The organism is Sphingomonas bacterium, assembly GCF_028292945.1.
Classification (GTDB): Bacteria; Pseudomonadota; Alphaproteobacteria; order Sphingomonadales; family Sphingomonadaceae; genus Sphingomonas.
On record NZ_JAQGLJ010000040.1, the window covers coordinates 18127 to 42891 of the forward strand.

Below are 24765 nucleotides of genomic sequence, written 5' to 3' on the forward strand. Positions count from 1 at the left end.
GTCGATGCGGGTCGAACCCGCCGCCACGCTGCGTCCGGATGGCGTGACCACCGGCGAGCGGAGGCTGGCCGTCGAGGCACCGGTGGCGATCGAGGTCGATGGGCTCGGCTATGCGGTGATGATGATGACGCCTGCCGATCTGCGGGCATTCGCGATCGGTTTCATGCTGACCGAGCGGCTCGCCGATGCGAGCGCGGACGTGGCGGACATCGACCTGTTCGAGAGCGAGGCAGGGTGGATCGTCCGGGTCACGCTAGCCGACCACTGTCGCGGCCGCATCCACGACCGCGTCCGCCACCGCACCAGCGACACGAGCTGCGGCCTGTGCGGGATCGCCGGGCTGGAGCAGCTGCGGCGACCGGTGCCGGGACCATCACCCGTCCCGCGCGCCGACGCGGAGGCGCTGTTCGCAGCGCTGGCAAGCCTGCGCGCGCGTCAGCCGCTCAACGGCGCGACGGGCGCGGTACATGCGGCGGCGGCGTGCGATGGCTCCGGCGCGATCGTCGCGGCGTGCGAGGATGTCGGGCGGCACAATGCGCTCGACAAGCTGGTGGGGACGCTGGCGCTGGAGGGCAGGTCAGCCGACTTCATCCTCGTCACCTCGCGGCTGAGCTTCGAAATGGTCGACAAGGCGCTGATCGCGGGGGTGGCGATGCTGGTCGGCGTCTCCGCGCCGACGACGCTGGCGGTCGAACATGCGCGCGAGCACGGGCTGACGCTGATTGCGCTGGCGCGGCCGGACGCGATGCTGGTGATGCATGACCCGCATGGCCGGTTCGGCTAGGCTGCCGCCATGATTCGCTTCGCCCTTCTGCTCGCCGTGGCCGGCACCACGCCGGTGCAGACCGTTGCCCCCGCACCCACGCCGGTTTCGGTCACCATGCCCGCTCCCGCGACCGTGCGCGTGGCACTCGTCACCGCACAGGGGCGGATCGTGCTGGAGCTGGAAAAGGAACGCGCGCCGATCACGACGGCCAACTTCCTGCGCTATGTCGACGGCAAGCGGCTGGACGGCGTCAACTTCTATCGCACGGTCAAGGTGCAGCCGGACTTCGGATTCATCCAGTTCGGCGTGCAGAATGCGCCCAAGCGCGTGCTGCCGCCGATCAAGCACGAGCCGACGACGGTCACGGGCGTGAGCCACGTCGACGGCGCGATTTCGCTGGCGCGGCTGGGGCCGGGTACGGGAGCGGGCGACTTCACGATCAGCGTCGGTGATCAGCGGCCGTCGCTCGACGCCGATCCGAAGCGGCCGGGCGACAACCTCGGCTATGCGGCGTTCGGGCGCGTGGTGGAGGGAATGGACGTGGTGAAGCGCATTCTCGACGCGCCGGTCGCAAAGGGCGGGTATTTCAAGGGCGAGCAGATCGCCGTGCCGGTGCCGGTGGCGACGGCACGGCGGGTGGCGAACACGGCCGCTTCGGCGCCGCCTCGGCCATAAGGCTCTATTGCTCCTCCCGGCAGTGACTCGGGTTGTCTTCAGCAATTCGATCAGAGGCACCTGCCCTGTGGTTCGGCGTTGAGCAGTCGATGCCCACCGCCCCCCTGCTCTCCCCATCCCGCCAGTGGCTTCCCAAACGCCTGCTCGCCACCAGGTCATCGCTGAGCTGGGATCATGGCCGCGCGATCGCAGGACGCGCCGCGCAGCTGGGGGTGGAGGTGGTCGAACTCCCCTCCGATCGCCTCGCGCTCGACATTCCCGACGACCCGCGCCGCGCCTATGCAGAGGCGAAGCAGACCCTGGCGCTGGTCGTCGCGCCGCCGTCCAAGCGCAAGCTGCAGCCGATCGCGCCGTCGGCGGACTGGCGCGTCGATCTGGCCGAGGGGTGTCCGGCGCATTGCAGTTATTGCTATCTCGCCGGCAGTCTGAAGGGGCCGCCGATTACGCGCGTCTATGCCAACCTGCCGGAAATCCTTGACGAGCTGCCCCGGCATTTGGGGCTAGGCAAGGTGACGTCGCGATCGCGCGCGCGCCAGCATGAGGGCACGACGTATGAAGCGTCCTGTTACACCGATCCGCTCGCGATCGAGCATCTGACGGGCGGGTTGGCGGCGCTGATCGGCTATCTCGGGGCGTGGGACGCGGATGCGCAGCTGCGGTTCACGACCAAGTTCGCCGCCGTCGAGTCGTTGCTGACGCTGCCGCACAACGGTCGCACGCGGATGCGCGCATCGCTCAATCCGCCACGCTATGCCCGGTTCGAGGGCGGGACCGATCCGGTCGCGGCGCGGCTGACGGCACTGCGCCGAATGGCGGACGCGGGGTATCCGATCGGGCTGACGGTCGCACCGATCATCGCGGCGGACGGATGGGAAGCGGCGTACGGCCAGCTGATCGCCGATGCCGCAGCGGCGCTGAACGATGTACCCGATCTGGATCTCACCGTGGAGCTGATCACGCACCGCTTCACGCCGGGATCCAAGGCGGTGCTCGACAGCTGGTATCCCGGATCGGCGCTGGAGATGGACCCGGCCGCCCGCACGACGAAGCGCACCAGGTTCGGCAGCACCAAGCATGTCTATGACGTGGAACTGATGAAGACGCTGCGCCGCTTCTTCGAAGCCGAGCTCGCCCGCCTGCTGCCGGCGGCCAGAATCCTGTACTGGACGTGAGGGTCAGGGCAGCAGCACCGTGCTGCCCTGCGTCTCGCCCGCCTCGATCGCGCGATGCGCCGCCGCGGCGTCGGTCAGCGCGAAGGTCTGGCCGATCTCGGGCCTGATCGCCCCTTGCGCCAGCATCGCGAAGACGCGGTCGGCGAGCGCCTGCCGCTCCGAGGGCGTGACGGCGTAATCGAACAGCGTCGGTCGGGTGACGAACAGCGAGCCGTGCCGGGCAAGCAGGCCGAGATCGACGCCGGCCACGGGGCCACTGGCGTTGCCATAGCTGACGATCAGCCCGCGTCGCGATGCGCTGGCGAGCGCGGCCGGCCAGGTGGCCTTGCCGACGCCGTCCAGCACCACGGGCACGCCCTGCCCGTCCGTGATCTCGCGCACGCGGGCGACGACGTCGTCGCTGCTCAGAAGCACATGGTCGGCACCGGCGGCGCGAACGCGCAGCGCCTTCGCCTCGGTGCTGACGGTGCCGATCACGGTCGCGCCAACGGCCTTGAGCCAGCCGACCAGCAGATGCCCGACGCCGCCCGCCGCTGCTGTGACGAGCACCGTCTGCCCCGTCTGCACGCGCGCGCATTGCTCGACGAGGAACGCAGCGGTGGCACCCTTGAGCATGATTGCGGCGGCGGTGCGGTCGTCCACGGCATCGGACAGACGCACGAGCTGGGCGACGGCGATGTTGCGCGCGGTGGCATAGGCGCCGAGCGGTCCGGAAAAGGTGCCTGCGCGGTCGCCCGCCTGCCACTGGTCGACCCCCTCGCCCACCGCCTCGACGATGCCCGCCGCCTCCAGTCCGAGGCCGCTGGGCAGTGCCAGCGGATACAGACCGCTACGATGATAGGTGTCGATGAAGTTCAGCCCCACCGCGCCGTGCCGAAGCCGCACCTCGCCGGGCCCCGGCGGCGGCAGGTCGACCTGCCGCCAGCCGATCACGTCCGGGCCGCCGGTCGCCTCGATTACCGCTACCTGTTCCATCGCCACCTCCGTTTTCCGTTGCAACGCTTCTGCCTGCGAAGCATTGCCCGAACAAAGCAAATCGGGAGAGCGACCATGAACAGCTACCTCAAGCATTACATCGCCGGTCAGTGGGTCGACAGTGAAGGCGGCCAGCGTCACCAGGTCATCAACCCCGCGACCGAACAGCCGGTGACGGAGATCGTGCTGGGCACCCCCGCCGATGCGGACAAGGCGGTCGCCGCCGCGCGCGCCGCGTTCGACGGCTGGTCGCAGACGCCGGTCGCGGAACGCATCGCGCTGCTCGAGCGGATCATCGAGGGCTACAAGGCGCGCATTCCCGACCTGGCCAAGGCGGTGAGCGAGGAAATGGGCGCGCCGATCGGCTTCGCCCAGGCCGCGCAGGTTCCCGCCGGTCTCGGCTATTTCATGACCACGCTGAAGGCGCTGACCGAATTCCAGTGGGAAGAACGGATCGGCAAGGCGCGGGTGGTGCACGAGGCGATCGGCGTCGTGGCGATGATCACGCCTTGGAACTGGCCGCTCAACCAGATCTGCGCCAAGGTCGCGCCGGCGCTGGCGGCAGGCGACACGATGATCCTCAAGCCATCGGAGGAATGCCCTTCCTGCGCGGTGATCCTGGCCGAGATCCTCGACGCGGCAGGGGTGCCGGCGGGCGTATTCAACCTGGTCAACGGCGACGGGCCCGGTGTCGGCGCGACGCTTTCCGCGCATCGCGACGTCGACATGGTGAGCTTCACCGGCTCGACCCGCGCCGGGATCGCGGTGGCGCAGGCGGCGGCCCCGACGGTCAAGCGCGTGCATCAGGAACTGGGCGGCAAGGCGCCGAACCTGGTGCTGGAAGGCGCGGACCTGGCCGCCGTGCTACCCCCCACGGTGCAGGGTGTGCTCGCCAATACGGGGCAGAGCTGCATCGCGCCGACGCGGCTGCTGGTCCACGCCAGCCAGTTCGACGAAGCGACCGCGGTGGTGAAGCAGATCATGGAGTCCGCCGCGGTCGGCGATCCGCAGGAGATGGGCGCGCATATCGGCCCGGTCGTCAACAAGGCGCAGTTCGACAAGATCCAGGAGCTGATCCAGTCCGCGATTGACGAGGGCGCGACGCTGGTCACCGGCGGCGTCGGACGGCCCGACGGGCGCAACGCGGGCTATTACATCAAGCCGACCGTTCTGGCGGGCGTCACCGCCGACATGCGCATCTGGCGCGAGGAGACGTTCGGCCCGGTGGCTACGATCACCCGCTATGACGGGCGCGACGAGGCGGTCGCGATGGCGAACGATACCGACTATGGCCTCTCCGCCGTCATTTCGGGCGACCCCGCGGAGGCCGCCAAGGTCGCATCGAAGCTGCGCGCGGGCATGGTCACGATCAACGGCTGGGGCGGCAGCGGCGGCGGCCTGCCGTTCGGCGGCTACAAGCAGTCGGGCAACGGCCGCGAGGGCGGCAAGTTCGGGCTGGCCGATTTCATGGAGGTGAAGGCGATCGTCGGCGGGCCGGCGTAGCGAGTGCGCGCGGCCGTGCTCACGCATATACGTGTGAGCACGGCCGCGACGATGAACGTCCAAGTAAAGGGAAAGGTCTTCAAGAGCGGCAACAGCGTGGCTGTCCGGCTGCCCAAAGGCTATGGTTTCAAGGCAGGCGAAGACATCACGCCTGGAGAAGAACGGATCCAAGGTCACGATCGCGCCCGCAACCGGGCCGGCCGCGGCGCTGGCGAACAACCGAGCGCTGGTCGATGAAATCCGTGCAATCCGGGATCGGTACGGTGGTCCGCCTGGGGAGATCGGCAAACGCGAGCCCTTCGAGGCACCTGATCGGCCGGGTTGATCTGATTGCGTTATCTACTCGATACCGATGTCATCATTCACATTCGCGATGCCGACCTCCCGATCACGCAGCGTCTCGCCGCATTGTCGGCTCCGGTAATCATCTCTCTCGTGACGATCATGGAACTGCAAGCCGGACTCGTGGCGCAACTCTTCCGCGACATACCCGGCCTCAAGCTCGAAGTCTGGCCTTCCCCCGCTCAGTAATCCCGCGATACGCGCACGTTGGCGCTTTGCCGGCCCAGCGTGGAGATGCTCGACAGCAGCGACAGCCAGCGGGTGACCTGGAACTCGACGCGGGTGGCGGAATAGCCCTGCCCGTCGGAGACGATCTCCGCATACAGCCGCCGCGTCACATATTTGCCTGCGGCAATCGACGTGCCCTGCCCGGTCTGCGGATCGGCCGGCAGGATGCGCAGACGGTCGAGACCGGCGGCGCGGCGAACGGCGTTGATCGGGTTCAGGCCGTTGCCACCGTCCTGCAGCGCCGCCACCGCAGCGGCGAGCTGTAGTGCTTCGGGCGCGGACAGGTTCGTGATCGAGGTGCCGAACAGCAGGCGCGACAGCAGCTCGTCCTCGGGCAGCGCGGGCACGCTGGTGAAGCCGATCTCGGGCTTGAGCGCGTTGCCCGACACCCGGATCGCTGCGGTCAGCCCGTTGCTGTCGGCGTTCGCCACGATGTCCAGTGCAGGGTTCGCGGGTACGTCGCCGGTGAAACGGATGATGCCGCGTTCCAGCCGGAAGTCCCTCCCGGCGAACTCATACTCGCCGCGCACCAGCGTCGCGCGGCCGGTGATCGCCGGGTTGCGCGGCTCGCCGCCGATCTGCAGGTCCGCGCCCCATTCGCTGTCCAAGCCCAGGCCGGTGACGAGCAGGCCGTTGGCGGCGCGCGCGCGCAGCGCGAGGCTCCAGGGCGTGCGACGGACCTCTTCCTCCTCGCCGCCATCGGGCAGGTTGATCTCGCGAATGCGCAGGCGCGGCACGGCCGACGCAGCGGTCGCCTGACCCAGCCGATAGCGCGCGCGGTCCAGCGTCACGTCACCGCCGATCGTGCCGCCCCGGCCGTCGGAGCGGAAGGTGAGCGGACCGGTGACGGTGGCGCCGATGTCGTCGCGGTCGATCATCACCGCCGCCTTGGCGTCGACGCGCAGGTCGATGCCGATGCCGACGCCGCTGGCCGGCGCGAAGTCGAACTGGCCCGCGCCGCTGACGCTGCCGCCGCGCCCCGCCTGGCCCGTGAAACGATCGATCACCAGCCGCGACCCGCCAAAGCGACCGGTCGCCTCGACGCCCGTCACGACGGTGCCGGTGGTGGCGCTCTCGACCCGAACGTTCTGCGCGCGCACCGCCCCGCGGATGAGAGGTTGTGCCAGCCGGCCGCCGATGTCCGCACCGATCGTCACGGGGCCGGACACGTCGAACAGCTCCACCCCCGTCAGCCGCCACAACGTGTCGGCCGGACCGGCATAGCGCAACTGCGCGGTCAGGGGCGCTTGCCGCAACCTCGTGACGAGGTCACCGCCCGCGAGCGGACCGATCAATGCCTGGCCCCGGCCGATCGTCTTGCCACCAGATGCCGCCACCGCCCGCAGGCCAAGCCGGTCGGTCGACAGCACGCCGGCGATGCCGACGTCGACCGGCTGTGAAGTGAGGACGAGTCCGGAACGCGACAGCCCGCGCACGGTCATGTTGAGGCGACCGGTCGGTGCCGACCCGGCCTGAGTCGCATAGTCGAGCGTACCCGACGCCGTCCCGCCGAGCCCCAGCCCGGGATAGCCGATGTCGAGCAGCGCCAGCGGCATGCGCGTCAGCCCGAGCTGGACCGCGTTGCGTCCCTCGCCGAACGCCCCGCCGACGCGCGCCTCGCCGCCCGCGAAGCTGAGCCGGGTCGGCGAGAGCCGCCACCCTGCCCCGTCGCGCGCGAACACCGCCGGCTCGAGCAGGCGCAGCGGGCGGCGGTCGAGCGTGCCCTGCGCGGACACGGCGTAGCGATCGGGTGCGATCTGGACCAGCGACTGGATGTCGAACGCGCGGCCACGGGTGCCGGCGATGGCGGCGCGCAGCTCGCCGACGCCGCCGACGAGCCGCGTCGTGGCGGAAAAGCGCGCGAGGCGCAGGTTGCCGCGTGCGAGCCCGGCCCCGCTCACGGTCGCCTCCAGCCGCGTGCCGGCGGGATCAAGCAGCGCCGTCAGGTCCAGCCGCCCGCGTCGCAGCGTCGCGACATCGCCGAGCCGCGCATCGGTTGCGGCGAGCTGGAGCTGCACCTGTTGCAATGTGCCCACTGGACGCAGCTGGACGCTGCCCGTCAGACCGCCCCCGACGACCCGCAGCCGGCCATCGAAGCCGCCGGGCACGATGTTCAGCATGCCCGAGGCGCGCGTGCCGCTGACGTCGAGTGCGGCGATGTTGACCGCCGCCTGCCCGCCCGGCGGCAGCAGGATGGTGCCACCCGCCACGAAGGGTCCGAGCCGCGACCCCCCCGCCGCACCGAAGGCGAACCCCTGCGGCGTTGGATCCAGCCGCGCGCGCACGTCGCTTAGCCCCAGGGCAGCATTCGGCCGGGCAAAGCGCAGGTCGAGCGTCGGCCGCTCGATGCGACCGTCCAGCACCAGCGTGACAGGGCCATAGCTGCGTTGCTGGCCGGACGCTTCGATATGAAAGCTGCCGTCGCGGCGGCGGTACCCGTTGCCGGCCAGGCGCAGCGCCGGGGACATGAGGATGAGGTTGCGCAGGTAGAGGATGCCGTCGGATCCCCGCTCCAGACCTGTCTCGACGCGCGGCAGTCCGCCGGTCAGACTGCGGAAAAAGGCGTTGTCCAGCCGCAGCACCTGCGCGGTGCCGCGCCCGACCACGCGCGACTTCCTGCCGCCGGGGCCGGGCACGACCTGCAGCGTCGAGCGCACATCCACCAGCCCGAGGCCGGGGATCAGATAGCGGTTGAGGCCGCCATTGAGCGTGACGTCGAAACGCCCGGTGCGCAGGTCGACGAACAGACCGACGCGGCCCTGCAACTGGTCGGACTGGAGCCGCAGGTTGTCGCCCCGTGCCTCGCGGGCGGTAACGCGCAGGTCGCCTGCGACCGCTAGATTGCGCAGGATGCCGCCCGCTACATCGCCGACCCCGGTCACGCGCGCGGCCTGGAAGCGCAGCGGCACGGTCACGGGCGATCGGCCCAGGCGTCCCTTGCCGGTCGCGGCAGCCACCTCGAACCCGGTGTTGTCGAACGCGAACCGCTCCGCCTCCAGCCGGTAGTCGAAGCGCGCCATCGAGAAGCCGCCGTCCAGCGTCACCCGCCCGCGCAGGTTGCGCGCGGTCATGTTGCCGAACAGCGCAGGCGGTTGCAGCAATTGCGCGCGGATGCGGACGTTGCGATAGGCGTTGGCGGCGAGATCGACCGCGCCGATCGCGGTTGCGGCGATCGACGGCGATCGCATCGTCACCGCGCCGTCGAGACGGCGGTTCGCGAGTCCCGCCTCGCCGTCGATCAGGATGCGGGGGCTGGTGAGGCGTTGCAGCTTGCCGCGCAGGAACGGCGCGGGCGCGAGCTGGCCGGTGAGCCGATAGCGGCCGGCCGTCGCGGCAAGACGCAGGTCGGCCACCTGCTGGCGGCCGAGGCGACCTTGCGCCGTGCCGGTCCAGCGCGTCCAGTTGCCGTCGCCGCGTATGTCCAGCGAGACCGGCAAGGCACGACCGACCAGTGCCGCGAGCGCGCCGTCCGCGCCGCCCCGAGCGGTGACGTCCACGTCGAACCGATCGCGATCGGGCTCGGCGTCCAGCTTGACGCGCAGCCGGTCGCTGCCCGCCACCACCGCGTCGAGGTCGATCATCGCGCGCCCGCCGCGCACGTCGGCCCGGCCCAGCACCGCCGCGACGCGCGCCGTGCCCAAGACGGGCCGGGCCAGCGTCAGCCGCGCGACGTTCAGCCGCCCGACCCGGATGTCGAAGCCGGGCAGCAGCGGCCGCGGCGGGATTGACGGTCGCGTGCGCGGGCGACGGAGCAGCGTCGCCTCGCCGATGTCGAGCGTGGCGATATCCAGCCGGTTGGACGCCCAGGCGAACGGCGACCAGCCGAGCCGCGCCTCGCCGGCATGGAACAGCAGCCCGTCGAGGTCGTAGACGCGCACGTCGCTCAGCCGTGCGTCGCCATAGATCGAGCCGTCGATCCGACCGACGCTGAACTTCAGGCCGCTATTCGTCTCCAGCGTAGCGAGCCGCCTTGCGAGCCAGCGATGGCCCGGCCCGGTGTCGATCGCGACCATGCCGGCCGCCACGATCACGCCGAGCATCAGCAACGCAGCGAGCAGCCAGCGGAACGCTCGGCTCAAAATGCCTGCCCCAGCGAGACATAGACCGCCACCCGGGCCACGCCGGGCTGCGGGTTGAGCGGGGTGCCGACATCGACGCGGATCGGACCGAAGCTCGAATAGTAGCGCACACCCAGCCCCGCGCCGTAGCGCATGCCCGAGAATTTCGGCAGCGGGCTGGTGTAGATGTTGCCCGCGTCCAGGAACGGCACGACGCCGAACTGGCCCCATACCGGCACGCGGGCCTCGATCGAGAACTCCGTCAGGCTGCGCCCGCCGATCGGATCGTTGTTGAGGTCGCGCGGGCCGACATCCTGATAGCCATAGCCACGCACCGACGCGCCGCCGCCGGCATAGAAGCGCCGCGACGGCGCGATCTGCTCGCGCGGCGCGCCCAGGATCGACCCGATCCGCGTGCGCGCCGCCAGCACCACGCCCGCCACCGGGCGGTAGACGCTCGCATCGAGCTGCATGCGGGTATAGCCGAACGCGGCCCCCTGCAGCGACAGCTCCGGGCTGAGCCGCCCGCCGAGGCGGAAGCCGCGCGTCGGGTTGAGCAGGTCGTCCGACCCGTCATAGCTGAGACTGGTCGGCAGGGCGCCGATCAGAAAGGTGCGGCGGCGCGCAAGCCCGGTCGCGCGCTCGACGTCGCGCTCGTCGGACGCGAGCAGCTCCGCGCCCAGCGACCAGGTCCAGGTCTTCTGGAAGAAGATGTTGGTCTGCCGCTCGAGGCTGCCCGCCAGCGTCACCGTATCGGCCTCGAAGGCGTCGCGTTCCAGATGCGCGGCGCTTGCCTGAAGCGTCAGTACGCGGTCGCGCCCGCGGAAATTGGCGCGGCGGAAGACGACGGAGGCGAGCTGCTCGCGCAGGCCGGCAACGCCGCGCACGGTCAGCGCGCCTTCTGGCGGGAACAGGTTACGATGGGTCCAGCTCAGTTCCGCGCGCGCGCCCTCGCCGGTGCCATAGCCCAGTTCGCCCGCGATCGTGCGCGGTGGTGCGGGTTCCATGCGGACGGCCACATCGACCGTGTCCTGGTCTGCGCCGGGAACGGGGGTGACCTCCACGGTCGACACCAGGCTGGTCTGGATCAACGCACGCCGCAGGTCGGCAATCGCGGTGGCGTCATAGGGCTGGCCGGGCGAGAAGCGCGCGATCTCGGCGATATGGTCGGCCCCGAACACGCCGTTGTTCGGGTTGGCGGTGATGCGGCCGAAGCGTCGTGCACCGCCGGGGCTGACGTCGATCGCCAGCGTCGCCGTGCCGGCGGCGCGATCGACGACGATCTCCGACTCGCCGACGGTGGCGAACGGAAAGCCCGCGCGCCCCAGCGTCTCGCGCAGCCTGGCCTCGCCGGCAACGATCGCGTCGGCGTTGACGGGGTCCGCGGCGGCCACGCCAAACTGCTGACGCAAGTCCGGCGCGCGCGCGCCCGCCGCCTCGACGCCGGCCAGCGTGACCCCGGTGAAGCGATACAACGCGCCCGCAGCCGCCTCCAGCACCACCAGCGGCCGTGGGCCGGACTCGATACGGGTCAGCACGCGCGCGTCGTAATAGCCCTCGGCCCGCAGCAGCGTGGTGAGTAGCGCCGCGTCCTCGCGCGCGCGCCGGTCCAGCTGCGCGGCGTTGGCCGGGTCGCCATCGTTCGCGTTGAGCGCGGACAGCTCATCGAAGCGCTGCCGCAGCACCGCGCTGGCGACACCGTCGATCCCCTCCAGCCGCCAGGCATAGCGGCGCTCGGCATCTGCATTGGTCTGAACATCGGCGGGCGTGGCGGCCTCGGCGACCAGATCGGGCCAGTCGACGCCGATGCCGGGCAGCTCGGCCAGCGGCGCGGACGGGTCGAGCGGCGCATCGGGCGCGCCTGTGCTCTGGGCAAGCGTGGGCGAGGCCATCAGGACGAGCAAGGACGCGGCGGCCGCCTGTGCGGGCGGCCCCATGCGGAACACCATTTTCAGGCGTTTAGCGGTGCTTTCGCGCCGATGACACCCTTAGTGCAGGGTGCCGGTCGTGCGCGTGGCGCCAAGCGTCGCGATCAGGCGGCCGACCTCTCGCCACCGGCAGAAATGCAGGTGATTGCCGATCCGGCGGCTGCGTTCCGCCCGACAGGCGGCTTCGTCGCCGGCATGGGCGCCGAAGCGGGCGATAAGCTGCCCCGCATCGTCGTGCGGGCGGGTGCTGGCGAGGTAGGGAAGAGTGTCTGTTTCCACTGGCGGAGACCTAGCGGATGGGTGACAGCGTTTCGGCAACGGAAAGGGTAAACGATCGATGAGCCTTGATTTAGGTCAAGGTGGCATATGCCCGCCGGACATGGCAGGGCAGCGTTCATGCCTGCCCATCGCCCTCCCGCCGCCGGCGGCTTTCCCATCGCGCTCGGTGCGATCGGCGGTGCCGCGATCGGTTTCATGCTGGGCCAGCCGACCTTGTGGTTCCTGGGCGGCACGGCGACGGGCATCGTCATCGCGCTGCTGATCTGGTGGCGCGGGAGCCGCTAGGCCCGCCGCCGTCAGAGGGGTCGGCGCATCTGCCACACGGCGCGGCCGATCACTTCGATCGGCGCATGGGGTAACGGCGGCGCGGATGGATTGTCGCTGGACGCCACCAAAAGCAGTCGCGAGCGACGAACTCGTTTCACCATCAGCATGCCGTCCAACCGGATGACATAGACGCCGCCGCGCGTGTCGGGCGTGCGGCTCGTCTGGTCGACGAGCAGGCGATCACCGTCCAGCAGGCCGGGCGCCATCGAGTCGCCTGCGACTCGGATGACCGCGGCCTGCCCCCGGCTTAGGCCGAGCGCACGGGCAGTTTCGATGGAGATGCTGTCCAGCCCGAGCAGCGCTTCGTCGCCGACTGCCGAACCCGGTCCCGCCGACGCGCTCACATCGAGCCGGGGAATACGCCACCCGGCGGCGTCCGCCTCGCCCCCGAGAACCTCCTCGGCGACGCCGAAAAAGTTCGCGAGCATCCGTCGATCCCGCTCGGCCAGTACCCGCGGGCTGCCATAGCGGACCCATTGCTGCAGATAGGCCGGCCCGCGCCCGAGCATGCGCGACAAGGCTGCAAGGCTGGTCGACGCGTCCTTTGCCAGCACCTCGAGCCGTGTTCTGGGATCGTCCGATCTCATGGCGAGACCGTAGCGTACGATTTTTCATAGACAAGTTGGATTTGAGAACAGAACTAGAACGACAGATGTAATCTGGAGTCGGGGAAGGCCCATGGAGCTGCTGTCAGAGATCAACGATTTTCTACGCCGGTCGCAGATGCCGGCGACCAGATTCGGTCGCTTGGCGGTCCGCGACCCGCGCCTGGTGGGCGACCTGAAAAATGGCCGGCAGCCGGGATCGCGGATGACCGCGCGGGTACGCGGCTTCATCGCGGGACCCGGCGCGTGAGTACGCGTGATCGCGTCGGGCAGTTGCTCCGCGCGCTACGGCGATCCGCAGCTGAAGCCGGCTGCACGGTGGCGGTTAGCCATTCGACGACCACTGCGTGGGCGAGCGCGACGTTCGTGGGCGCGCAGCATCGGGTGTTCGTTCGCGGCAATGCTTGGACCTGGCTCGCGGACTTGCCGGCGGCCGAGCTCCCCTTGCACGGCTGTTTCGTGGCAAGCTGCGACGTGGAGAGCGCGATCGGAGGCGCCGTGCTGACGATGCTGATCCTCGAAGAATGACGCTCATCTTTCCGTCGGGAAGGATGAAGTGGGCGGCGAAGCCGCCGAACCGCACTGACATCCGTTGTGACATTATCTCACAGCGGCTAGGCGGCGTAACGTTATAACGCAGTGCGAGTCATCCGATGCTGAAATGCGCCGTTCTTCTTACTGCCCCGCTCCTCGCTTCGACGGCCGCCGCTCAGACGGATCAGCCGGCCGGCCCGCCGCGTGACATCATCGTCACCGCGCCGGTGCGGACCAGCGAGTCCGACGTGCTGCAGGGCGCGTCCGTGCTGCAGGGCCAGGCGCTGACGCGCGACCTGCGGCCGACGATCGGCGAGACGCTGCAACGGTTGCCCGGCGTGTCGGCGACCTCGTTCGGGCCGAACTCGTCGCGCCCGATCCTGCGCGGCTTCCAGGGCGAGCGCATCCGGGTACTGACCGACGGGATCGGCTCGATCGACGTGTCCAACACCTCGGTCGACCATGCCGTCATCATCGACCCGCTGCTGGCGGACCGCATCGAGGTGCTGCGCGGGCCGTCGGCGTTGCTGTTCGGCTCGTCGGCGGTGGGCGGCGTCGTCAACGTCTTCGACAAGCGCATCCCCCGTGAGCGGCCGGCGAACGGCTATCGTCTCGACGCGATCGGTTCCTATGGCTCGGCGGCGGACCAGCGCTCTGGCGCGGCGTCGGCCGATGTCGCGGTCGGACCGTTCGTAATCAACGCCAACGGCAGCTATTCGAAGTCCGACGACCTGCGCATCGGCGGTTTCGCGCTCTCGCCCGCCGCGCGCGCCGCCGCGCTGAGCCAGGTCGGCTTGCCTCAGGAGATCGAGCCTGGTGAGGGCCCGATCGACTTCACGACTAACGCCGCCATTCGCGATCGCCTGCCCAATACCGCCGCCGAGACCTGGACTGCCGGCGCGGGCGCATCGCTGATCACGGATCGCGGCACGCTCGGCGTCGCGTACAGCCACTATGACAGCCTGTATGGCATCCCCATCCGCTTCGCGACGCAGGTCGGGCAGGCACAGGAAGCACCCCGGCTGGACGTCGTACAGGACCGTGTCGACCTTCGGGCAGATGTCGAGACCGGCGGTGACTTCCTTGAGCGCATCCGGGTACGTGCCGGCCACGCCAACTATCGCCATTTCGAGCTGGAACCCGACGGCGCAGTCGGCACGGCCTTCTTCAGCAAGGGCACCGAGGCGCGGCTCGAGCTGATCCAGCGTGAGCATGGCGCGTGGCGCGGGGCAACGGGCGTGCAGTTCTTCAATCGGCAGTTTGACGTCGACGGCGAGGAGGCGTTCCTGCCGCGCAGCGAGACCACGCAGACCGGCATCTTTACGCTCCAGCAGCTCGACCTCGGCCGGTTCAAGGCCGAGGGCGGCGCACGCTACGAAGTCACCGACCTGTCCGCGCGCAATTCGATCGACGACTTGCGATACTTTCGCGGCAACCGGCGGTTCGAGGCGTTCTCCGCCTCACTCGGCGGGTCGTACGAGGTAGCGCCGGATTTCCGCATTGGCCTGAACGGCTCGCGCACGACGCGCGCGCCTTCGGCCGAAGAGCTGTTCGCGAACGGCGCGCATGCCGGCACGCAGGCATATGAGGTGGGTTCCCCCGACTTCAGGTTGGAAAGGAGCTGGGGGATCGAGGCGACGCTGCACGCGCACGGCGCGATCCTCGACTTCGATGCGTCCGCCTATTACAACTGGTTCTCCGATTACATCTCCGAAAACCAGGTCGATCAGGCGGCCTGCGAGGCGGCCGCCGCACCGTCCGGTCGCGAGGTCGACCTGCCGTGTTTCCAGTACCAGCAGGGCGACGCGCGCTATTACGGAATTGAGGCGGAGCTGTCGGCACGGCTGTTCACGCTCGGCGGCACGACGATCGTCGCGGATGTGCTCGGCGACTATGTCCACGCGAGACTGGTCGGCAACGGTCCCGTCCCGCGCATTCCGCCACTGCGGCTGCTGGCGGGTCTGGAGGCGCAAGGTGAGCGGTTTACGCTGCGCGGCGAGGTTGAGCGCGTGTTCGACCAGGATCGAACCGCAGCGTTCGAGACGACCACGCCCGGCTATACGATCGTCAATCTGTCCGCGAGCCTGAAGCCGTTCGGCAAGGACAACCGCACGACGCTGCTGGTGAGCGGCAGCAATCTGTTCGACGTGACGGCACGGCGCCACGCGAGCTTCCTGAAGGATTTCGCGCCGTTGGCGGGAAGGGATATACGCGTGACGCTTAAGGTGGGTATTTGATCCTCCCCCCGGAGGGGGAGGTGGCAGCCCGCAGGGCTGGCGGAGGGGGTGCAGTGGCGCGGGCCGACCTCTCCACGAAGCCCCCTCCGTCACGCGGCCAAAGCCGCGCGCCACCTCCCCTCCGGGGGAGGATTCGCTAGACATTCCCCCTCGCCCTCTCCTAGCGACAGTCGCAACGAGGAGAGTATCTGATGGCCGGCATGGGCCCTTTCGACTGGGCGGACCCGTTCCTGCTCGACGAGCAGCTGAGCGACGACGAGCGCATGGTGCGCGACAGTGCGCGTGCCTATGCGCAGGACAGGCTCGCGCCGCGCATTGTGGATGCGTTCCAGCACGAGACCAGCGACCCGGCGATCTTTCGCGAGATGGGCGAGCTTGGCCTGCTCGGGCCGACCATCCCGGAGGAATATGGCGGCGTCGGCGCCTCCTACGTGGCCTACGGCCTGGTCGCGCGCGAGGTGGAGCGGATCGATAGCGGCTACCGGTCGATGATGAGCGTCCAGTCCAGCCTGGTGATGTACCCGATCCATACCTTCGGATCGGAGGAACAGCGCCGCAGATATCTGCCCAAGCTGGCGTCGGGCGAATGGATCGGCTGTTTCGGGCTGACCGAGCCGGACGCGGGCTCCGACCCCGGCGGGATGCGCACGGTCGCGACGAAGACGGCAAATGGATACAGCATCTCCGGGTCGAAGACGTGGATCTCCAACTCGCCGATCGCCGACGTGTTCGTGATCTGGGCCAAGACCGAAGACGGCGTGATCCGCGGCTTTGTGCTCGAGAAGGGCATGACCGGGCTGACCGCGCCGAAGATCGAGGGCAAGCTGTCCTTGCGCGCGTCGATCACCGGGATGGTGATGATGGACGAGGTGCAGGTCGGCGACGACGCACTGCTGCCCAACGTCCGCGGGCTGAAGGGGCCGTTCGGCTGCCTCAACCGCGCGCGCTACGGCATCAGCTGGGGGGCGCTGGGGGCGGCGGAGTTCTGCTTCCATGCGGCGCGCCAATATGGCCTCGACCGCAACCAGTTCGGCACGCCGCTGGCCGGGCGGCAGCTGTTCCAGAAGAAGCTCGCCGACATGGAGACGGAGATCGCGCTGGGGCTGCAGGCGAGCCTGCGCGTGGGCCGGCTGATGGACGAGGGCCGCTTCGCGCCGGAGATGGTCTCGATCGTCAAGCGCAACAACGTCGGCAAGGCCTTGGACATCGCGCGGATGAGCCGCGACATGCACGGCGGTAATGGGATTTCGGGCGAGTACCACGTCATGCGGCATCTGATGAACCTGGAGACTGTCAACACCTACGAGGGCGCACACGACGTCCATGCGCTGATCCTCGGGCGCGCGATCACGGGGATCGCGGCGTTTTGATGCGCAGGGCAGCCGGCTTTTTGGCTCCCTTCCCGCTGGCGGGAAGGGTTGGGCAAGTGCCGGTGAAGGTACGCGCTTGGTGACAGGCCCTCCCCCAACCCCTCCCGCGAGCGGGAGGGGAGCTCCCCTCACCGGCCTGAAGGTCGTAGAGCTTGCCCGCATCCTGGCAGGGCCGTGGGCGGGGCAGGTGCTGGCCGACCTCGGCGCCGACGTCGTCAAGGTCGAGGCGCCGCAGGGCGACGACACCCGCACCTGGGGACCCCCCTTCGTCGACGAGCCGGACGGGACGCGCACCGCCGGCTACTACCATGCCTGCAACCGGGGAAAGCGATCGGTGGTCGCGGACTTTGGCACCCCCGAGGGTCAGCGGATCGTATTCGATCTGGTCGCGGACGCCGACGTATTGATCGAGAACTTCAAGGTCGGCGGCCTTGCCAAATACGGGCTGGACTACGCCGCCTTGGCCGCGATCAACCCGCGGCTGGTCTATTGCTCGATCACCGGGTTCGGGCAGGATGGGCCGTACGCGCATCGCCCCGGCTACGACTTCGTCATTCAGGGCATGGGCGGCATCATGGAACTGACCGGCGAGCCGGACGGCGCGCCGCAGAAATCGGGTGTCGCGTTCGCGGACATCTTTACCGGCCTGTACTCGGTGATCGCGATCCAGGCGGCGCTCGCGCAGCGCGAGCGGACCGGGCGAGGCCAGCTTATCGACATGGCGCTGCTGGACGTGATGACGGGCGTGCTCGCCAATCAGGCGATGAACTGGTTCCTGTCGGGCGAGACCCCCCGCCGCGTCGGCAACGCACACATGAACGTCAGCCCCTACGCGGTTTTCCCCTGTGCGGATGGCTGGTTCATCCTCGCGGCGGGCAATGACGGGCAGTACGCGCGGACGATGGCGGTGCTCGGGATCGAGCCGCGCGCGGAATGGGCGACCAATGCCGGCCGGCTCGAGCACAAGCCGGCGCTGTTCGCCGCGATCGAGAACGCCACCAGCAGCTTCGCGCGCGACGATCTGCTGGCGCGGATGGAAGCGGCGGGCGTGCCGGTGGGTCCGATCAACACGGTGGAGCAGGCGTTCGCCGATCCCCAGGTGATCGCGCGCGGCATGCAGATCGAGGTGCGACGGGAGGACGGTTCGACGTTGCCGGGGCTGCGCACGCCGATCCGCTTCTCGGACGCGGAGCTGGCGCTCGGGCGGGCTGCGCCGATGCTGGGAGAAGGATGATCGCGGCCGCACCGCTGACCGGCATCCGTGTCGTCGAGCTGGCCGGGATCGGCCCCGGCCCGTTTTGCGGCATGATGCTGGCCGATCATGGCGCGGACGTGATCCGCATCGATCGCGGCACGCGCGGCGGGCTGACGATCGACGCGCAGGATCCGCTGCTGCGGTCGCGCCGCTCGATCGCGCTCGACCTGAAGAAGCCTGAGGCGGTGGCGGCGGTGCGCCGCATCGTGGGCGAGGCGGACGGGCTGATCGAGGGGTTCCGTCCCGGCGTCACCGAGCGGCTCGGCCTCGGTCCCGACGTGCTGCTCGCCGACAATCCGCGGTTGGTCTATGGCCGCATGACCGGCTGGGGTCAGACCGGACCGATGGCGCACGAGCCGGGGCACGACATCAACTATCTCGCCATCTCGGGCGCGCTGCACGCCTTCGGCCGCGCGGGCGAGAAGCCGACGCCGCCGATCAACATGGTCGCGGATTTCGGCGGTGGCGGGATGATGCTGGCGTTCGGGATGCTCGCCGCCCTCCTCCACGCGCAACGCACCGGCGAGGGTCAGGTGGTCGATGCGGCGATGACCGACGGGTCGGCGCTGCTGATGAGCATGATCTGGGGGTTTCGCGGCATGGGCCGGTGGTCGGGCAACCGGGGCCAGAACCTGCTCGATACCGGCGCGCATTTCTACGACACGTTCGAATGCGCGGACGGCAAATGGGTGTCGCTGGGTGCGATCGAGCCGCAATTCTATGCCGAATTGCGTGCGGTGATGGGGCTGGATGGGCCCGAATGGGACCGCCAGATGGACCCCCGCACCTGGAGTTCACTCAAGGTGGAGCTGGAGTGCCGCTTTCGTGAACGGACGCGCGACCAATGGGTCGCGGCGTTCGCGGGACATGAGGTCTGCTTCGCGCCCGTGCTGGACTTCGACGAGGCGCTCGCCGATCCCCACAACCGCGCGCGCGGGACCTTCGTCGAGGCCGGCGGCGTGACGCAGCCTGCCCCTGCGCCGCGTTACTCGGTCAGCGGGACGGTGCCGCCTGCGATGGCGGGTGAGCGCGACGATGCGGCGGTGTTGGCGGAACTCGGCTTCTCGCCAGAGGATATTGCGACCCTCGGCCATTGAGCTCCTCCCCGGCGGAAGCCGGGGCCTGGTCCGCGGCGCGGCCGACTGGACGCCGACTTCCGTCGGGGAGGGGCTGTTGTGCAGTTGGCCGCAGACCACAACCGTGCGATAATCCACCCGAAGAAAGTCTAGGAGAGTCCCCATGGCCACCGCGCTCCGCAAGCCAGAAATGTCCGCGCACGAGTGGGAGGCGCGCCAGCAGCTCGCCGCCTGCTATCGGGTATTCGACATGCTCGGCTGGTCCGAGATGATCTACAACCACATCACGGTGAAGCTGGATGACGAACCCGGCGCGTTCCTGATCAATCCGTTCGGGCTGCACTTCTCCGAGGTCACCGCGTCCAGCCTGGTCAAGATCGACCTTGACGGCAACAAGCTGGCCGACAGCCCCTATCCGGTAAACCTCGCCGGCTTCGTCCAGCATGCGGTGTTCCATCGGAACCTGCCCGACGCGCATTGCATCATGCACACGCACACCACCGCGGGCATGGCGGTCAGTTCGGTCGAGGGCGGGCTGCGGCCGACCAGCTTCTACGCCTGCAACTTCGCTGGCCAGATCGCCTACCACGACTTCGAGGGCGTCACCGTGCGATCGGAGGAGGGCGAGCGGCTGGTCAGGAATATCGGCTCCAAGCGCGTCATGTTCCTGCGCAACCACGGCATCCTGGTGATGGGCCGCACGTTGCCGGAAGCATTCATCAAGCATTGGTCGCTGCAGCGCGCCTGCGAGATCCAGGTGGCCACGCTGGGCATGAACGTGCCGCCGCTGGAGGTCGCGCCGGACGTCATCGCGGTCCACCAGCGCGATCTGCACATGGCGGGCGTACCGGGCGGCGCGGGCCAGGCGGACTTCGCGGCGATGGTGCGCAAGGTGGATCGGATCGATCCGAGCTGGCGGGACTGAATCCTCCCCGTTCACGGGGAGGTGGCGCGCGGCGAAGCCGCGTGACGGAGGGGGCTCTCGACGAGGGGTCACCTCTCTGGCCCGCCCCTCCCCCACCGCCTTCGGCGGCGGGTTCCCCTCCCCGTCCCGGGGAGGATTGAAAGAAGGCGATGCGCTTCACCGTCAACAACCAGCCGGTCGAATACCGGCTCGACCCCGCCACCCCGCTGCTGTGGGCACTGCGCGATGCGTCGAACCTTACCGGCACCAAATATGGCTGCGGCACGGGCCATTGCGGCGCCTGCGTCGTCGACATCGACGGCGCGGCGGTGCCGTCGTGCCGGGTCGCGGTCGGGTCGATCGAGGGCAGCTACGTCACCACGATCGAGGGACTGTCGCGCGAGCGCAGCCACCCGCTGCAGCTCGCTTTCCTGGCGGAGAACGTGGTGCAATGCGGCTTCTGTATTCCAGGCATGATCATGCAGGCGTCGGTGCTGCTCAAGAAGACGCGGGACCCGAGCGAAGCGCAGATCCGCGCGGCGATCACCGTCACCTGCCGGTGCGGCGTATATCCGCGCGTCGTTGAGGCGGTGCAGCGCGCCGCCCGCGCCGCGCGGGGCGAGGAAGTGATCCCCGCCGGCTTCCGCCCCGGCATCGACCCCGCCGATGCGGCGCGACAGGTGCCGGCGCTGGTGCCTCCGCAGCCGTGACGCGCGACATGAGCAAAGCTGTCTGATCGCTGACAAGCCAATTCAGCTTTCTCTCAGCGCCCGTGCGGCAAAAGGCGTGCATCATCGGGGCCGGCTCGTGCGCCGGCAGGTCGGGAAGCAAGACCATGAAGAAGTGGGTAATCGGAGCATTGCTGGCGGCGACAGCCGGGATGCCGGCCATGGCCTTGGCGCAGGATGCAGGTAACGGAGATCTCCGCGATCGGCGCGCGGCCGCTCGCGAGGCGCGAGCCGCTCGTGGCGAACAACCAAGCGCGGAGCGCCAGGCGCAGCGCGCTGAGCGGCAGGAACGCCGCGCCGAGCGCATGGCGGTGGCGCAGCCGACGGTGCAGGTTCAGCCCAGTGCCGAGGCGCAGGTTCGTCGCAACGGGATGCGCGGAGATGTGAACGCTGGCGCGCGGATGGACGGCGGATTTCGCCAGCAGCGCCAGCGCGACATGTTCGCCGGGCAAGCGCAGGCGCAGGCCGATGCGCAGCTTGCGGCCGAGCGGCAGCGCAACGAACAGCAGCGTCAGGCACGCGTGCAACGCGACGGGCGAAACACGGACGGCATCGTCCGGCTGGACCGGCGCAATCCAAGCTACGATCCGGCACGCGGCGATCGCCCGGACTTCGGTAACGACCGACGTGACGACCGGGCGGATCGGCGAGATGGGCGGCAGGACGGGCGCGCTCGCTCGAACCGGGACGGCTATAACACCGGATGGAACGGCCGCGACGGCTGGAACGGCGGCAACGATCGCTCCGGCTGGAACGATCGCAGTCGCAACGACCGGAACTGGAACCGTGATTGGCGCCAGGACGGGCGCTTTGATTGGAACCGCAACCGGCTGAACAACCGCAACGCCTATCGCCTGCCGCGCTACTATGCGCCCTATGGCTGGAACAACGGCTATCGGCGCTTTTCGATCGGGGTGAGCCTGTCCTCGGTGTTGTGGGGCCAGAACTACTGGATCAACGATCCGTTCTCGTACCGGCTGCCCGAAGCGTACGGCCCGTATCGCTGGGTGCGCTACTATGGCGACGCGCTGTTGATCGACATCCGCAGCGGTCAGGTGGTCGATGTGGTCCACGACATATTTTACTGATGGGCGTTCATTGATTGCGGGGGCTCGGAACCGTTGTTCCGAGCCCCTTGCCTTTCGCGGGCGGCGCGGCAAACAGGCGGCGCTATGCCATTCCTGTCACGCAAACGGCCTGTCGGCGGCGCTCCGTCCAAGGTCCGGGCTCATGCCGGCGAGCAAGTGTCGCGGCGGCTGGAAGCAGATCCGCGCGTGCGCCGTGCGCAGATCGACGCGGCGCAATTCTATTATTGTTCCGATTTCCTCACGGCGGAGCAATGCGACCAGCTGATCGCGATGATCGAACGGGACAAGCGCCCCTCCACGCTGCTGTCGGACAACCCGGATGCGAATTTCCGCACCTCGGACAGCTGCGACATGGACCGCTGGTCGCCGCAGGTGCGCCCGATCGACGAATCGATCGCGCAGCTGCTCGGCCTGGACGTGTCGCACGGCGAAACCATGCAGGGCCAACGCTATGCGCCCGGCCAGCAGTTCCGCGCCCATCACGACTATTTCCATGAGGGCGAGCGGTACTGGCCCGAGGTCAGCCGGCATGGCGGCCAGCGCACCTGGACGGCGATGATCTTTCTCAATGACGTTACCGAAGGCGGCGCCACCTGGTTTCCGCAGGCGGGCGTCAAGGTTGCGCCCAAGCGCGGGCTGCTGCTGGCGTGGAACAATATGAAACCGGACGGCAGCCCCAACGAGAAGACGCTGCACGAAGGCATGCCGGTGGTCGAGGGCGTCAAGTACATCGTCACGAAGTGGTTCCGCGAAGGGATGTGGCTGGCGGGGTGAGAACCCGCTGTCCTACAAAAGCGCTTTGTGCCAAGACGTTGTCCGCTCTCCTGCTCGACCGGCGAGCCGGTGCGGACCGACCGACTTAGGCCTGAACTTCCAGTGAACTTCCGCGTCCCATGAGCCCCGTTCTCGGCGTCACCACATCCATTCTCGGCCAGCCGTGGCGGTGGCGTGCGACGGCGGCGGACGGGCGCGACGGCTGGGGCACGGACGACCTGGTCACGCAGCTGCTGCTTGCGCGCGGCTGTTCGCGCGAGGCGCTGGAGCAGCATCGCAGCCCCTCGATTCGCGGCTTCATGCCCGACCCCTCGTCGTTCCGCGACATGGATCGCGCCGCCGAACGGCTCGCCGACGCCGTGCAGGGCAAGGAACAGGTGGCGATCTTCGGCGACTATGACGTCGATGGCGCGACCTCGGCGGCGCTGATGGTGCTGATCCTGCGCGATCTGGGACTTGAGCCGCGCGCCTACATCCCCGATCGGATCGAGGAGGGCTATGGCCCGTCAGGGGCGGCGCTGGTACGGCTGGCGCGCGAGGGCGCGTCGCTGATCGTCACCGTCGACTGCGGGGCGCAGGGGTTCGAGGCGCTGGAGGCGGCACGCGTCGAGGGCGTCGACGTGATCGTCGCCGATCACCATCAATGCGCCAGCGCGCTGCCGCACGCGCATGCCGTCGTGAACCCCAATCGCCTCGACGAGACGGGCGGGCATGGTCATCTGGCGGCGGTAGGCGTCTGCTTCCTGCTCTGCGCCGCGCTGATCCGCACGTTGCGCCTACGCGGCTTCTTCGCAGCCCGCGCCGAGCCGAAGCTGATCGACCATCTCGATCTCGTGGCGCTCGGCACTGTGGCCGATGTCGCGCAGCTCAAGGGCCTGAACCGAGCGTTCGTGGCACAGGGCTTGAAGGTGATGGCACAGCGTCGCAACGTCGGCGTGGCGGCGCTGATCGAAGCATCGCGGCTGACGCGGGCGCCGACCTGCAGCGACCTTGGCTTCGCGCTCGGGCCGCGCATCAACGCCGGCGGACGGGTCGGCCGTGCCGACCTGGGCGTACGGCTGCTGACGACGCGCGATCCGGTGGAAGCGCGCGCGATCGCGCAGGAGCTGGACGCACTCAACGACGATCGGCGGGTGATCGAGGCGGGCGTGCAGGAAGCGGCCGAGCTGCTCGCTGCGAACGGTCGCCGCGTCGCCATCGCGGCGGGGCGTGGCTGGCACCCAGGCGTGATCGGCATCGTCGCGGGGCGCCTCAAGGAGAAACTCGGCCGCCCCGCCATCGTCATCGCGCTGGACGAGGCCGGCGTTGGCAAGGGCTCGGGCCGCTCGATTCCCGGAGTTGATCTCGGCGCGGCGGTACTGGCGGCGAAGGAAGCGGGCATCCTGACGGCGGGAGGCGGCCACGCCATGGCGGCGGGGCTGACGATAGCGGCGGATCGCATCGCGGAGTTCGGCGATTTTCTGGAGGATCGGCTGGCGGCGGCGGTCGATCGCTCGAGCGAAGGCCGCGCGCTGCTGGTCGACGCGGTGCTGGCGAGCGGCGGCGTCAATCCCGAGCTGGTGACCGCGATGGAGGTCGGTGGTCCCTATGGCGCCGGCTGGCCCGCCCCGCGCGTCGCCGCCGGGCCGGTGCGCATCATCCGTGCCGATGTGGTGGGCGCGAACCACGTCCGCTGCATCGTCGCCGGTGACGACGGCCAGAACCTGAAGGCGATGGCGTTTCGCCATGCAGAGTCAGCGCTCGGCCAAGCGCTGCTCGGTGCCGCGCCGCATCGCCGGTTGTGGCTGGTCGGTCGCGCCAAGCTGGACGAATGGGGCAGCAAGCCAGCGGCCGAACTCCACGTCGAGGACGCTGCGTGGGCTGATTGATCGATCGGGCTGTTCCGCCAACGGACGTTGTCGCGCGAGGGTGGAGCGGATTGACGAAGCGCCGCCCGCCCCC

At 69.2% G+C, this 24765-nt stretch carries 23 protein-coding genes; 18 read left to right on the forward strand and 5 right to left on the reverse strand.

Going from position 1 to position 24765, the window contains the following annotated elements:
• The first annotated feature begins 4 nt into the window (after positions 1-4).
• The 3 genes from fdhD to JWN21_RS05000 all read left to right on the forward strand — a co-directional run bounded on the left by fdhD (position 5) and on the right by JWN21_RS05000 (position 2613).
• Positions 5-784 carry a formate dehydrogenase accessory sulfurtransferase FdhD gene (gene fdhD / locus JWN21_RS04990; protein ID WP_299646872.1) on the forward strand — a complete coding sequence of 260 codons (780 nt, stop codon included), beginning with the start codon at positions 5-7 and terminating at the stop codon, positions 782-784.
• Between the two features lie 9 nt (positions 785-793).
• The gene (locus JWN21_RS04995) at positions 794-1441 is read left to right on the forward strand and encodes a peptidylprolyl isomerase (protein WP_299646874.1); all 648 of its coding nucleotides are present in this window, start codon (positions 794-796) and stop codon (positions 1439-1441) included.
• Between the two features lie 89 nt (positions 1442-1530).
• Positions 1531-2613 (forward strand): spore photoproduct lyase family protein, encoded by a 1083-nt coding sequence (locus JWN21_RS05000; protein WP_299646876.1) that lies wholly within the window; start codon positions 1531-1533, stop codon positions 2611-2613.
• Between the two features lie 3 nt (positions 2614-2616).
• On the opposite strand, the gene JWN21_RS05005 is transcribed toward JWN21_RS05000, so the two are convergent.
• Positions 2617-3588 carry a quinone oxidoreductase gene (locus tag JWN21_RS05005; RefSeq protein ID WP_299646878.1) on the reverse strand — a complete coding sequence of 324 codons (972 nt, stop codon included), beginning with the start codon at positions 3586-3588 and terminating at the stop codon, positions 2617-2619.
• A gap of 75 nt (positions 3589-3663) precedes the next feature.
• On the opposite strand from JWN21_RS05005, the gene JWN21_RS05010 reads away from it, so the two are divergent.
• The 3 genes from JWN21_RS05010 (at position 3664) to JWN21_RS05020 (ending at position 5622) form a co-directional block, all read left to right on the forward strand.
• Positions 3664-5091, forward strand: a complete 1428-nt coding sequence (locus JWN21_RS05010; protein ID WP_299646880.1) for an aldehyde dehydrogenase family protein — start codon at positions 3664-3666, stop codon at positions 5089-5091.
• Between the two features lie 51 nt (positions 5092-5142).
• A complete protein-coding gene (locus JWN21_RS05015; protein WP_299646882.1) occupies positions 5143-5328 on the forward strand; it encodes a hypothetical protein in 186 nt (61 codons plus the stop codon).
• Between the two features lie 93 nt (positions 5329-5421).
• The gene (locus JWN21_RS05020) at positions 5422-5622 is read left to right on the forward strand and encodes a hypothetical protein (RefSeq protein ID WP_299646884.1); all 201 of its coding nucleotides are present in this window, start codon (positions 5422-5424) and stop codon (positions 5620-5622) included.
• Here JWN21_RS05020 and JWN21_RS05025 read toward each other — a convergent pair.
• The 3 genes from JWN21_RS05025 to JWN21_RS05035 form a co-directional block, all read right to left on the reverse strand.
• Entirely contained in the window at positions 5616-9740 is a 4125-nt protein-coding gene (locus tag JWN21_RS05025; RefSeq protein ID WP_367182913.1) for a translocation/assembly module TamB domain-containing protein, read from the reverse strand. The two genes, JWN21_RS05020 and JWN21_RS05025, sit on opposite strands and share 7 nt — an antisense overlap.
• Positions 9737-11611: an autotransporter assembly complex family protein gene (locus JWN21_RS05030; protein ID WP_299646953.1), complete on the reverse strand. Its 1875-nt coding sequence runs from the start codon at positions 11609-11611 to the stop codon at positions 9737-9739. The genes JWN21_RS05025 and JWN21_RS05030 overlap by 4 nt, the downstream gene beginning before the upstream one ends.
• A 96-nt stretch (positions 11612-11707) precedes the next feature.
• Positions 11708-11926, reverse strand: coding sequence for a hypothetical protein (locus JWN21_RS05035; protein ID WP_299646886.1), 219 nt, complete (start codon positions 11924-11926; stop codon positions 11708-11710).
• 117 nt (positions 11927-12043) lie between these two features.
• Here JWN21_RS05035 and JWN21_RS05040 point away from each other — a divergent pair, with 117 nt between their 5' ends.
• The gene (locus tag JWN21_RS05040; protein ID WP_299646888.1) at positions 12044-12211 is read left to right on the forward strand and encodes a hypothetical protein; all 168 of its coding nucleotides are present in this window, start codon (positions 12044-12046) and stop codon (positions 12209-12211) included.
• An 11-nt stretch (positions 12212-12222) separates the two neighbouring features.
• Here the strand turns inward: JWN21_RS05040 and JWN21_RS05045 are convergent, their stop codons facing one another.
• On the reverse strand, positions 12223-12762 hold the full coding sequence (locus JWN21_RS05045; protein ID WP_299646955.1) for a S24 family peptidase: 540 nt from the start codon (positions 12760-12762) through the stop codon (positions 12223-12225).
• Between the two features lie 169 nt (positions 12763-12931).
• Between JWN21_RS05045 and JWN21_RS05050 the strand changes: the two genes are divergently transcribed.
• The 11 genes from JWN21_RS05050 (at position 12932) to recJ (ending at position 24692) form a co-directional block, all read left to right on the forward strand.
• The gene (locus tag JWN21_RS05050) at positions 12932-13108 is read left to right on the forward strand and encodes a hypothetical protein (protein ID WP_299646890.1); all 177 of its coding nucleotides are present in this window, start codon (positions 12932-12934) and stop codon (positions 13106-13108) included.
• Positions 13105-13386 (forward strand): hypothetical protein, encoded by a 282-nt coding sequence (locus JWN21_RS05055; RefSeq protein WP_299646892.1) that lies wholly within the window; start codon positions 13105-13107, stop codon positions 13384-13386. The genes JWN21_RS05050 and JWN21_RS05055 overlap by 4 nt, the downstream gene beginning before the upstream one ends.
• 125 nt (positions 13387-13511) lie before the next feature.
• Positions 13512-15629, forward strand: a complete 2118-nt coding sequence (locus JWN21_RS05060) for a TonB-dependent receptor (RefSeq protein ID WP_299646894.1) — start codon at positions 13512-13514, stop codon at positions 15627-15629.
• A gap of 191 nt (positions 15630-15820) precedes the next feature.
• Positions 15821-16999 carry an acyl-CoA dehydrogenase gene (locus tag JWN21_RS05065; RefSeq protein ID WP_299646896.1) on the forward strand — a complete coding sequence of 393 codons (1179 nt, stop codon included), beginning with the start codon at positions 15821-15823 and terminating at the stop codon, positions 16997-16999.
• A 79-nt stretch (positions 17000-17078) separates the two neighbouring features.
• Complete coding sequence (locus JWN21_RS05070; RefSeq protein WP_299646898.1) at positions 17079-18233, forward strand: CaiB/BaiF CoA-transferase family protein; 1155 nt, start codon at positions 17079-17081, stop codon at positions 18231-18233.
• Positions 18230-19351: a CaiB/BaiF CoA-transferase family protein gene (locus JWN21_RS05075; protein ID WP_299646900.1), complete on the forward strand. Its 1122-nt coding sequence runs from the start codon at positions 18230-18232 to the stop codon at positions 19349-19351. The genes JWN21_RS05070 and JWN21_RS05075 overlap by 4 nt, the downstream gene beginning before the upstream one ends.
• 142 nt (positions 19352-19493) lie before the next feature.
• Entirely contained in the window at positions 19494-20255 is a 762-nt protein-coding gene (locus tag JWN21_RS05080) for a class II aldolase/adducin family protein (RefSeq protein WP_299646902.1), read from the forward strand.
• Positions 20256-20404: 149 nt separating this feature from the next.
• The gene (locus JWN21_RS05085) at positions 20405-20944 is read left to right on the forward strand and encodes a (2Fe-2S)-binding protein (RefSeq protein WP_299646904.1); all 540 of its coding nucleotides are present in this window, start codon (positions 20405-20407) and stop codon (positions 20942-20944) included.
• A gap of 125 nt (positions 20945-21069) precedes the next feature.
• The gene (locus JWN21_RS05090) at positions 21070-22050 is read left to right on the forward strand and encodes an RcnB family protein (RefSeq protein ID WP_299646906.1); all 981 of its coding nucleotides are present in this window, start codon (positions 21070-21072) and stop codon (positions 22048-22050) included.
• A gap of 84 nt (positions 22051-22134) precedes the next feature.
• Positions 22135-22824: a 2OG-Fe(II) oxygenase gene (locus JWN21_RS05095; RefSeq protein WP_299646908.1), complete on the forward strand. Its 690-nt coding sequence runs from the start codon at positions 22135-22137 to the stop codon at positions 22822-22824.
• Positions 22825-22943: 119 nt separating this feature from the next.
• On the forward strand, positions 22944-24692 hold the full coding sequence (gene recJ, locus JWN21_RS05100) for a single-stranded-DNA-specific exonuclease RecJ (protein ID WP_299646910.1): 1749 nt from the start codon (positions 22944-22946) through the stop codon (positions 24690-24692).
• Positions 24693-24765: the final 73 nt, after the last annotated feature.